Genomic DNA, 10,497 nt, shown 5'->3' with positions numbered 1-10,497 from the left:
TCCTTGTGATTCCAACATTTGCTCACGAGGTGCTGCGAACGGAATGCAAATGTCGGAATCGGACCACTAGTTCGACGTCCGATGAGTGCGTATGCGTGCGAACGTGGGCAGTTCGCTTTCCTCTCGTTCGCCAAAGCGGGCACCGAAATAGGCCGCTATAAGCCCGGCCAAAATTGCAGCGAATGTCCAGTAAGCCACGCCAGCGATGGCCTGCCGCGTCGCTTCAACCGCTTTTTGTACCGTGTCTCTCGCCTCCTGAATTGCCGTGTTCAACGCGGATTCGGCTTCGCCAAGACGACGGCGTGCCTCCTCAGGGGGGACATTGGCCGCGCGCCCGAGGGCGGCAATGACCTGGTCGCGCTGCTGAGGTGTCCATTCATTGCCGGTTAACCGCTGGCCTACCAGCCGCGTGATGTCCCGGATGGCGCCTTGATCGACTTGCGCGCCCGATGGAATGCCAAGTCTCTGCCGAACATCGTCCACGAGCCCGGACGGGACATTAGCGGCTGCGCTCCCAACTGCCTCACCTGCTCCGGCGGCCGTGGTGATGGCTCGGTCAGCGACGTTGCCAACTGCGGACACAGCGCCGGTCCCCGCGCGAATGATGGGGGGCACAAACGCTAGCGCCACCACCAGCGTGGTGATCGCCCAAACGCCGAGCGCGTAAATAGCGGCGCGCTTGCCGGTGAAGGTCCAGGCAAGGGTGCTCGCCACGAATCCTCCAACAAAAAGGCTCACGGCGGTGGAGGCGATATACCAGATCCCGGCTACGCCGCCGATGGTCATGAGAGCGTCGGTCGGCCCCGCCTGATCGGGAACCGAACTGGCCGTGACGGCCAGCCCGAGCACGTGGAGCATCGCTGCCACCGAGAGCCCGACGAGAGAGCCGAAGAAGATGGCGCTCCATGATACCGCGATGTCGTAAGTCGTATCTGCCATTTTTTCGATTTCCTCCGATTTGTTTGCACATATCAATTGGGTCAATGCGATCTTCTAAAAGAAGTTGCCCGTGCGTCAGCAGAATTTGATGATTAGATAAGAGTAAATTTGAAGGGTGAGTTACGTTGCACCGGACTGATCTGGGAACGGTGAACGATCTTCGCTGTTAGGCGACAAACGGCAGGAGAATGTTTGCATGCGAAGGTTCTGCCTTTTCCTTTTTATTGTCTTCGCGGCGAACGCGGCGTCACACTCGGCACGGTCATCTGGCAGCGAAGCGCGCTCGGGCGAGCCGCCGCAAGAGCAGATGAAGGCCGATCAGTCTCCGCCGGAGCGAACCGTGCTTTGGCGGGCCGAAAGCGTGATGGGCAAAAACGTCATGACCCGCGCGGGCGAGCGCGCAGGGCGCGTCGTCGATGTCCTTGCGGATGGCTCGGGCGCGGTTCAGGCGGCCGTGGTCGAAGTCGGCGGTTTTCTCGGCGTCGGCAGCCGCCGCATCGCCATCGCCTGGCCCGATCTGCATTTCGCCTCCGACGGGCGCGACGTGCTGGTGGTGGAGCTTCCGCGCGAACGTCTCAGCGAAGCCCCCGAGGTGAAAACGGGTAAGCCGGTTGTCGCCATCGGTGCGAATTCCGCGAAAGGCCGAGGCGCTGAAGGAACGAATTAGCGCCACGCAGGATGCATCGGAGCCGCCGGACCCGGTGCCCACGGCAGATATGAAACGCAAGCCCCCCTCGCGGGAAAGCCTGCGCGGCCTCGACTGGTTCGCCTTTTTCCTCGGCGACATCCAGACCGGCTTCGGGCCGTTTCTCGCCGTCTATCTCACGTCGGAGAAGTGGACACAGACGGACATCGGCCTCGTGCTGTCGGTCGGCTCCATCGCCGCGCTGGTGTGTCAGGTGCCGGGCGGCGCGCTGATCGACAACGTGCGGTCCGAGCGGCGGGCGGCGGGCGGAGCCGTGGCGGCCATCGGAGCCAGCGCGTTCATTATCGCCGCGTGGCCGGTGTTCGCGGCCGTGGCATTCGCGCGCGTGCTTCATGCGGCTGGAACGGCGGTTGTCGCTCCGGCGGTCGCAGCGATCAGCCTCGGGCTCGTGGCGCGCGAGGGGCTTTCCCCCCGCCTCGGACGCAATGCGCGCTACGCCGCCGCAGGTAACGGAACCGCCGCGCTCTTGCTCGGCGCGTGCGGCTATTTCTGGTCGGCGCAGGCAGTGTTTTTCGTGACCGCGTTCTTCGCATTCCCCGCGATTACCGCGCTTTGGTATATCCGCGAGGCCGAGGTGGATGTCGCGACGGCGCATGGCGGAAGCAGCGAACCGGAAGCTTCGAGCGTCCCCGCCGGGCTTTCGATGCTCCTTCGCAAGCGCGCGTTTCTCGTTTTCATCGCCATCATCGCGCTGTTTCAGATGGCGAACGCACCGCTTCTGCCGCTCGTCGGCTCGGAACTGACAACACGCGCGAACCAATGGGCCGTGGCGCTGATCGCCGCCGCGATCGTGCTGCCGCAAATCATCGTTGCGTTGTTTTCTCCGACGGTGGGGCAGCTTGCGAAGCGGATAGGGCGGCGGCCGCTGCTGCTCGCGGCGCTTGGCGTGCTGCCGATACGCGCGGCGCTCTTTGCGCTACTGGACGGCGCGGTGCCGCTGGTCGCGATCCAGATGCTTGATGGCGTTTCGGCGGCGGTGCTCGCGGTGCTGATCCCGCTCGTGATCGCCGACATTACTTTCGGCACGGGACATTTCAATCTGGCGCAGGGCGTCGTCGGCATGTCCATCGGCCTCGCGGCGGCAGTCAGCCTGCCCGCCGCTGGCTATATCGCTGACACCTTTGGACGCCCTTCCGCCTTCTGGTGGCTTGCCGCTACGGGCGCGCTCGGCTTCATCGTAACGCTCACGCTGATGCCGGAAACGCGCCCGAAAGAGGAAATCACTTGAGGAGATTGGTCTTCGCCGTCATGTCGAACGACAGCTTGCCGACAAAGGCCGCGCCACACCACTTCGAGCCAAGCCCGCTCGCATTGACGTCCGTGATGTTCTTCGTGCGGAAGGTTGCCGTGTCGTCGCCCGTCAGCACATTGCACTGCGCATCCGACAGGTCCGTATCGTAGTAGCGAAGGTCAAGCGTCATCACGTCGTAGGTGAAGGCTAGGCCCGCATTCCACGTCGCATAGTCGGGCAGCGGAATGTTGCCGTAGAAGTCCTTCGTGTCGCCGAAGAAATAGTTGCCCCATTCGCCCGAGACGTACCAGCCGAGGCCATCGGGCAGCAAGTTCTTGTCGGGCAGCACGTATTTTCCGGTCCACGAGGCGTAGGTGCCGGGCGCGCCCGTATTAAGCCACGAAGGTGAATAATAGGCCGCGACACCGAGCGTGAGCTTGTCGTCGGGCGTGTAAGTGGCCTTGCCGTAGACTTCGTAGAAGTCGAGCCGCGCTTCGAGCGTGTTGCAGCCGCCGGTCGGCGTGTAAAAGCCGTTGGTGCAGTTGAGAGAGGCAGGCTCAAGACCGTTATAGGTGCGCCCGCCGGGATACCAGTAATACCAGAACCCGAAGTCGAACACGACCTTGTCGAAGGTTGGGCGCACGCCGCCGTAGAAGTCAACTTCGGCGAAGGCGTCGTTCGGGAAGTCGATCTGGTAAATGCTCGTGCCGGCGTAGAACTGCACGTCCTTCTGCGGTGTGTAGCGGAATTCGACATAGGAATTCCACGAAGGATTGCGGTTCGACTGGCTGATGCCGCGGAACACGTAATCTGTCGCGGCACCCGCGCCGAAGGCGACATCCCAGTCGGGATAGGTCGGCTCGGCCTTCTTGTCCTCGGCCTTTTCTTCCTTTGCGGCGGGCTTTGCCGAGCTTTCCTTTTTTTCCGTGCTGGCTGAATCGTCTTCCGCCGCCATCACGTTTCCAGCGAGAAACAGGGAAAGGGCGGCAAGCAAAAGCGGTTTGCTCATGTCGGTCTCTCGATTGGCCGCCGGGCGCGGCAGAATGATCGAACGCAAACTTGCTCAACCATAGGAAGAGTCGCGATTCACCAACAACCATAAAGAGAGCGGCGGAGCGGAGGTACAACCCATAGTGGCAAAAATACATCGAGCAAGGCGTTTGCCGTTTTTGTAGTCAGGAGTTGCGCCCGTCAGTGGAGCGTGCGCCCGGCGACTGCCGCGCGGACTTCTTCCATCATGTCCTCCGCGTCATGCATGATCGCGGCCTGCGCAAGCAGATGCTCCACGCCGGAGCCGCGCACCTGCTCCGTGCGCACGTCCGTCAGCACCGGAATCGAAAACGGCGAGGCGCGCGAAAGCTCGATGAAGAGGAAGCGGTCGCGATAGCGCGTCAAAAGCTGAGACAGGCGCTTGAGGTCGAGCAATTCGCGCTCCGCATCGCGCCGCGTCACCTTGAGCAGGATGTGGTCAGGCTCGTGGCGGCGCAGCACGTCGTAGATGAGGTCGGTCGAGATCGTCATCTGCCGCATGGACTTGCGCGCCGCGTTGTTCTGCTGTTCGACGAGGCCGGTCACCGTTGCGACATGGCGAAACGAGCGCTTCAGCATGGGGCTTTCGAGGATCCATTCCTCCAGTTCGTCGCCGAGGATATCGGGTGCCAGAAACTGCGCGACGTGATCGCTCGTCGCCGGGGCGATATGCGAGACGACGAGGCCGTAATCGGTGATCTGGAAGCTGATCGGCTTCAGCCCGAGATGCTCCATCCGCCGCGTGATGAGCATGCCGAGCGTCTGGTTCGCGCGGCGACCCGCGAAAGTATAGAACACTGTGCGGTAGAAGCGCCCTTCGAGGAAGTGCTCCACGAGGAGTCTGTCGGCGCGCGGGATCGCCGAGAAGCGCGCCTGAAGGTCGAGCCATTCGCGCACGTCTGGCGGAAGCGTGCGCCACTGCGCGGGGTCGGCCAGCAGATCGCGCACGCCGTCCGCGAGGAACGTGGACAGCGGCATCTGCCCGCCGGAATAGGCTGGCACCTTCGGCTCGCCGCCAGCCGCAGGCCGCGCTTCGAGCGTCATGTCGCGCACCCCGACGAAGGCCAGCAACTCGCCCGCGAAGAAGAACGTGTCGCCCGGCGTCAGCCCTTGCGCGAAATATTCTTCCACCTCGCCGAGTACGCGCCCGCCGCGCCCTTTGCCGGACAGCCGCATCACCTTGAGCCGCGCCGCTTCCACGATCACGCCGATATTCTGCCGGTGCCGCCGCGCGACATGCGGGTTCGCGATGCGGAAGCGGCCGTCGGGCAAGGCGGTGAGGCGCTTGTAGCGGTCGTAGGCGCGCAGCACATAGCCGCCGTCGATGGCGAACTGGAACAGCCGGTCGAACGTCTCGCGCGGGAGATCGGCATAGGGAAGCGCGGTGCGTATTTCGTCGAACAGCGCGGCCGGATCGATAGGGCCGCTGCACGCGCAACTAAGGATATGCTGGGCCACCACGTCGAGCGAGCCGGGGCCGGGCGCCTCGCCGTCGAGTTGGCCCTTCTCGATTGCCGCGAGCGCGGCGCGGCACTCGAGCGCCTCGAAACGGTTCGCAGGCACGAGAAACGCGCGGCTCGGCTCATCGAGCCGGTGGTTCGAGCGGCCGACGCGCTGAAGCAGGCGGCTGACGCCTTTCGGCGCGGCCACCTGTATCACGAGATCGACGTCGCCCCAGTCGATGCCAAGTTCAAGCGCCGCCGTCGCTACCACGCTTCGGATCTTGCCCGCCGCCATCATCGCCTCGGCCTTGCGGCGCTGCTCGCGGCTGAGCGAACCGTGATAGACCGCGATCGGGAGGTTTTCCTCGTTCGCGTCCCACAGCATTTGCAGCATCAACTCGGCCTGCGCGCGCGTGTTGACGAACACGATGGATGTGCCGACCCGGCGGATCGCGTCATAGATTTCGGGCACGGCGTAGCGCGCCATGAAGCCGCCATAGGGCATGCGCGTCTCGTCGGGCACCAGGAGGCGAATATCCGGGTCCATCGGCAGGCCGGATTGCATGAGCGCGGCGGGCGCGCCGACGGGGCCGAGCCAGGACGCGAGCGCGGCAGGGTCCGCCACCGTTGCCGAGAGGCCGAAGCGGACAGCGCCGGGCGCGAGCGCGGCGAGGCGCGACAGGGCGAGCGCGGTGAAATCGCCCCGCTTCGTCGCCGCGAAACTATGCACCTCGTCCACGATCACCGCGCGGAGCCCGGCGAACAGGCGCTGCGCGTCGGGCGAAGACAGCATCACCATCAGGCTTTCGGGCGTGGTGAGGAACAGGTTCGGCGGCGCGCGACGCTGGCGGGCGCGCTTCGATTGCGGCGTGTCGCCCGTGCGACTTTCGACGCTCACGGCGAGGTCCATTTCGGCGATGGGCCGCATGAGGTTGCGCTCGATGTCGTTCGTCAGCGCCTTCAGCGGCGAGATGTAGAGTGTGTGGATGCCCTGGCTACGCGTCTCGTGGATGTCGATGAGGCTCGGCAGGAAGCCGGACAGCGTCTTGCCGCCGCCGGTCGGCGCGATGAGGAGCGTGGAGCGGCGCTCGCGGAATGCCTCGACCATAGCGCGCTGCCATGGCCGCGCCGTCCAGCCGCGCGCCGCGAACCACGCATCGACATAAGGCGGCAGCACTAGTTCGCCACCATCGCCCGAAGCGCCGTCTCGCGGGTTAGCCTCTTGCAAATTCTCGGATGTTCGTCGTTTCGCCACGGGGAAAACTCTACCGATTCAGATTAATCCATGGTCGCACAACGCACATCGTTCTTGTTTTGTACCAGAATGCGCGATAAGATCAAGCGGCTTGCAATCAATGCGTGAGTGAGAGTGATGACAGACGTTCCCGACTTGTTCGGAGAGAATGACAAAGGTTATGAGGCGACGGTACGCATTCTCGACCTCCTTGAGAAGCTCGCCGCCGCCGAAAGCCTGCAAGGCGCGGCTGCGGCGGCTGGCGTGCGCGAAGACCAGATGCGCGCGGGGCTTCGGCAGGCGGCGTCACTCATCCGCCGCGAAGGTGGTCCGGCGGCTGGTGACTGGCGCGAATTGTCGGTGGCGGAAGCGCTTTCCATCCTCGCGGACCACGGGATCGGGCAGAGCAAGACTTGAAGTTAAACGTGCGGAACGGGACGAAGGCATGAGATTTGACGGCAGGGAATTTCGGGGAGCGGGCTTTTCCGGGCGATGATCCACCCGCGCGAGTGGATGGAGGTGCGCTCCGAAGGGCTTTATTGCAAGGCGGGCGGCTTCTTCATCGATCCCGCTCGGCCGGTCGATGCCGCCATCGTCACGCATGGACACTCGGACCACGCGCGCAGCGGCCACGCGAAGGTCGCCGCCACGCCGGATACGCTCGCCATCATGGCGTGCCGCTACGGCGAAGGCTTCGCGTGCCAGCGCGTCGATCTTCCGTATCGCCAGCCGATGCACTGGGGCGAGGCGCGCGTCACGCTCTACCCGGCGGGGCACATCCTTGGCGCGGCGCAGGTGCTGATCGAACATGGCGGCGCGCGGCTCGTCGTCTCCGGCGATTACAAGCGCACGGCCGATCCGACCGCGCGGCCGTTCGAGCTTGTGCCGTGCGATGTGTTCGTAACGGAGGCAACCTTCGGCCTGCCGGTTTTCTGCCACCCAGACCCGCAGCGCGAGGTGGAGAAGCTGCTTAACTCGCTCGCCATTTTCTCGCAAAGCTGCCACGCCGTCGGCTGCTACGCGCTCGGCAAGACGCAGCGGCTCATCGCGGAACTGCGCCGCGCGGGTTACGACCGCCCAATTTATCTTCACGGGGCCCTGATGAAGCTGACCGAGCTTTACGAGGCGCGCGGTGTGGCGCTCGGCCCTTATGAGCCGGTGACGCCCGGCAACCGCAAGAGCCTCGCGGGCGAAATCGTGCTCTGCCCGCCGTCCGCGCTCGCCGACCGCTGGTCGCGCTCGCTCCCCGATGTCATCCCCGCCGCCGCGTCCGGCTGGATGCAGATACGTGCCCGCGCCAAACAGCAGCGCGTTGAACTGCCGCTCATCATCTCCGACCACTGCGACTGGCCGGAACTGATCGACACCATTCAGGAAGCGGGCGCGGAAGAAATCTGGGTCACGCATGGCCGCGAGGAAGCGCTCGTCCATTATTGCCGGAAGCTAGGGCTTCGGGCGCGTGCGCTGTCGCTGCTCGGCTACGAAGACGAGGAGGCCGAATGAACGCCACGGTTTTGTTTTGCGCGAGTGCCGCAGAATCCGCTAGCGTCGGCCCATGACCGCACGGCTTCTCGACCGCGAAAAACAGGACGAAGACGCGGGCGAGCTTTCGCTGCGTCCGCAACGTCTGGCCGAGTTCATCGGGCAGGCGCAGGCGCGCGCGAACATGAAGGTGTTCATCGATGCAGCGCGCGCGCGCGGCGAAGCACTGGACCACGTGCTGTTCGCCGGGCCGCCCGGCCTCGGCAAGACGACGCTCGCACAGATCGTGGCGCGCGAACTCGGCGTGAATTTCAAGATGACGTCCGGCCCGGTGATCGCGAAAGCGGGCGATCTCGCGGCGCTTCTCACGAACCTCGAAGATCGCGACGTGCTGTTCATCGACGAAATCCACCGGCTCAACCCGGCGGTGGAGGAGATCCTTTACCCGGCGATGGAGGATTTCCAGCTCGACCTCATCATCGGCGAGGGACCGGCGGCGCGCTCGGTGCGCATCGACCTCGCGAAGTTCACGCTCGTCGGCGCAACAACGCGGACGGGTCTTCTCACCACGCCCCTGCGCGACCGTTTCGGCATCCCGATCCGGCTCAACTTCTACACGGATGACGAACTCGAAGAGATCGTGCGGCGCGGCGCGCGCGTTCTTCACATGACGATGACGGCGGACGGAGCACGCGAGGTGGCGCGCCGCAGCCGGGGCACGCCGCGCGTTGCGGGCCGTCTGCTGCGCCGCGTGCGCGACTTTGCGGCGGTCGGTGGAGTGGACGAGGTGGACCGCGCGGTTGCCGACGCCGCGCTCGGCAAGCTCGAAGTGGACAGCCTCGGCCTCGACGCAATGGACCATCGCTATTTGCGCTGCATTGGTGAAAACTACGGCGGCGGTCCGGTCGGCATCGAGACGATCGCGGCGGCGCTTTCCGAAGGCAAGGATGCCATTGAGGAAGTGATCGAGCCCTATCTGTTGCAGCAGGGGTTCATCGGGCGGACGCCTCGCGGGCGCGTGCTGACATTGAAGGCGTTCCGGCACCTCGGCCTGGCCGCGCCGCAGGCTATTCGCGACCAGCAAATGCCCCTGTTCGACGGTTAACGCGAAGGCTGAGTCGCTTTCTCGACTCGCGCTTTCGGCGCTTGTCAAATTTCTCCCACAGGTTTCACACAGGGGATTTCGTAACCTCGCCGCTTTTATAATGACAAGGCGGCGGGAATGACCTTTTATAAAGACAAGCAGCGAGTATGCTGCACGGGTTCCACCACGTGGTTTCAAATGCCACGCTGGATGGAACAGAACGCCTGACGATTAAAGTTTAGCGTACGTCAGGCGCTTCTGTTACTCTTTTGTAAAGCTCCCTGTCACATAAATTTGTTGGTTCGGCCGCCCTTTCAGCGAACGCTATCATCAATTTGCCTTGATCCGAAACGACCCTCCGGGTGTAGACGGGACAAGTGCTCTCGATTATTGTGAAGGCCATGAGCAACGCGCAAAGCATCACGAAAACGAGCTTCTCGGCCCTTGGATCTTTGGGACGCGCCTCCGTGTACGGAGCGCTGATGGCCCTGCCGCTGTGCGGCCTCGTCTCATTCTTCGAGATGACGCGCCCGGCTCAGGTGTCCGGCGCTGGTTTTTATGCGATGCAGATGGCGGAAGGCCAGTCTGTCGCGCCGTCGCAAGCGGACGCGCGGTCGTGGCGGTCGCGCCCGGCGGTCACCCGCTTCAGGGGAGTCAGCGCCGAACGGAAGTCGGACCAAATGCCGGTCACGCCGGTGCTGTCGTCGAGCGACGCGCTCAAGGCGTTTGCCGATGCCCCGTCGGCGCATCTCCGGCCCGGGCTTTACACCGAATTCGTGACGAACGATCACCGCCGTCTGGCGCTTCTGATCGTCAGCCGCGAGCAGATCACCGATCAGGTCATCCCCGACAACGCCAAGCTTATGGCGATAACGGAAGCCGCAACCGGCAATGTGGTGAGCTTCGCGTGGGGTCGCTGGGTCTATCGCGTCGCGATCGAGGATAAGGGCATGGAGCCCGAAGCTCCCGTTGTCCAGAAGCGAATTTAGCCGAGCTCACATCTACATTCTGATGCGTTTTTGGGCGCGGGAGCAGCCCTGCCCCCGATGGTTTCATATGTGCGGGCGGTCATGCGCTTCGCGTTCGGGGGAGCGTGAGCGTGAGCGTGAGCGTGAGCGTGAGCGTGAGCGTGAGCGTGAGCGTGAGCGATAGTCCGCGATGATTCTCAGCCGCCGTAAATCCCATCCCGAACCGTGCCTTCGCTAGTCCGCTCTTTGCACACTCGTTAGCGCGCGGGCCTCGTGAGATAGAAGCAGTGCGTCACTCCCAGTCGCGCACCATAGCCGCCCAGACACTTTTTGTTTGGAGACCTTCACAAAAAACCGGCGTCTGATTTTGCGGTGGCCTAGA

The 10,497-nt window shown here is 63.9% G+C and carries 9 protein-coding genes; 6 read left to right on the top strand and 3 right to left on the bottom strand.

Annotated features, from left to right (window positions below; genetic code table 11):
- Window positions 1–66: 66 nt before the first annotated feature.
- A complete protein-coding gene (locus tag T281_RS13665) occupies window positions 67–939 on the bottom strand; it encodes a hypothetical protein (RefSeq protein ID WP_155955254.1) in 873 nt (290 codons plus the stop codon).
- A gap of 196 nt (window positions 940–1,135) precedes the next feature.
- Between T281_RS13665 and T281_RS13660 the strand changes: the two genes are divergently transcribed.
- The gene (locus T281_RS13660) at window positions 1,136–1,606 is read left to right on the top strand and encodes a PRC-barrel domain-containing protein (protein ID WP_052037494.1); all 471 of its coding nucleotides are present in this window, start codon (window positions 1,136–1,138) and stop codon (window positions 1,604–1,606) included.
- Between the two features lie 49 nt (window positions 1,607–1,655).
- Window positions 1,656–2,873, top strand: coding sequence for an MFS transporter (locus T281_RS13655; RefSeq protein WP_245269248.1), 1,218 nt, complete (start codon window positions 1,656–1,658; stop codon window positions 2,871–2,873).
- Here T281_RS13655 and T281_RS13650 read toward each other — a convergent pair.
- Both T281_RS13650 and T281_RS13645 read right to left on the bottom strand, forming a co-directional pair.
- Entirely contained in the window at window positions 2,866–3,885 is a 1,020-nt protein-coding gene (locus T281_RS13650; protein WP_037240208.1) for a TorF family putative porin, read from the bottom strand. The two genes, T281_RS13655 and T281_RS13650, sit on opposite strands and share 8 nt — an antisense overlap.
- A gap of 182 nt (window positions 3,886–4,067) precedes the next feature.
- Window positions 4,068–6,602 carry a ligase-associated DNA damage response DEXH box helicase gene (locus tag T281_RS13645; RefSeq protein WP_081796808.1) on the bottom strand — a complete coding sequence of 845 codons (2,535 nt, stop codon included), beginning with the start codon at window positions 6,600–6,602 and terminating at the stop codon, window positions 4,068–4,070.
- 117 nt (window positions 6,603–6,719) lie between these two features.
- Between T281_RS13645 and T281_RS13640 the strand changes: the two genes are divergently transcribed.
- From T281_RS13640 to T281_RS13625, 4 genes are all read left to right on the top strand, one after another.
- Entirely contained in the window at window positions 6,720–6,998 is a 279-nt protein-coding gene (locus T281_RS13640; protein WP_037240194.1) for a hypothetical protein, read from the top strand.
- Window positions 6,999–7,073: 75 nt separating this feature from the next.
- On the top strand, window positions 7,074–8,084 hold the full coding sequence (locus T281_RS13635; RefSeq protein WP_081796807.1) for a ligase-associated DNA damage response exonuclease: 1,011 nt from the start codon (window positions 7,074–7,076) through the stop codon (window positions 8,082–8,084).
- 52 nt (window positions 8,085–8,136) lie between these two features.
- The gene (gene ruvB / locus T281_RS13630; RefSeq protein WP_037240191.1) at window positions 8,137–9,168 is read left to right on the top strand and encodes a Holliday junction branch migration DNA helicase RuvB; all 1,032 of its coding nucleotides are present in this window, start codon (window positions 8,137–8,139) and stop codon (window positions 9,166–9,168) included.
- 356 nt (window positions 9,169–9,524) lie between these two features.
- The gene (locus T281_RS13625) at window positions 9,525–10,136 is read left to right on the top strand and encodes a hypothetical protein (protein WP_037240187.1); all 612 of its coding nucleotides are present in this window, start codon (window positions 9,525–9,527) and stop codon (window positions 10,134–10,136) included.
- The last annotated feature ends 361 nt before the right edge of the window (window positions 10,137–10,497 follow it).

The organism is Rhodomicrobium udaipurense JA643 (genome assembly GCF_000636015.1).
GTDB classification, from domain to species: Bacteria; Pseudomonadota; Alphaproteobacteria; order Rhizobiales; family Rhodomicrobiaceae; genus Rhodomicrobium; species Rhodomicrobium udaipurense.
The sequence above is the reverse complement of the archived record's forward strand: the minus strand, read 5'-3'. Positions and strand labels throughout refer to the sequence as shown.

What these genes read in the sequence shown, in the direction of transcription:
- T281_RS13665 (WP_155955254.1), bottom strand. Translation starts at nt 939, where the DNA reads ATGGCAGATACGACTTACGACATCGCGGTATCATGGAGCGCCATCTTC.
- T281_RS13660 (WP_052037494.1), top strand. Translation starts at nt 1,136, where the DNA reads ATGCGAAGGTTCTGCCTTTTCCTTTTTATTGTCTTCGCGGCGAACGCG.
- T281_RS13655 (WP_245269248.1), top strand. Translation starts at nt 1,656, where the DNA reads ATGAAACGCAAGCCCCCCTCGCGGGAAAGCCTGCGCGGCCTCGACTGG.
- T281_RS13650 (WP_037240208.1), bottom strand. Translation starts at nt 3,885, where the DNA reads ATGAGCAAACCGCTTTTGCTTGCCGCCCTTTCCCTGTTTCTCGCTGGA.
- T281_RS13640 (WP_037240194.1), top strand. Translation starts at nt 6,720, where the DNA reads ATGACAGACGTTCCCGACTTGTTCGGAGAGAATGACAAAGGTTATGAG.
- T281_RS13635 (WP_081796807.1), top strand. Translation starts at nt 7,074, where the DNA reads ATGATCCACCCGCGCGAGTGGATGGAGGTGCGCTCCGAAGGGCTTTAT.
- ruvB (WP_037240191.1), top strand. Translation starts at nt 8,137, where the DNA reads ATGACCGCACGGCTTCTCGACCGCGAAAAACAGGACGAAGACGCGGGC.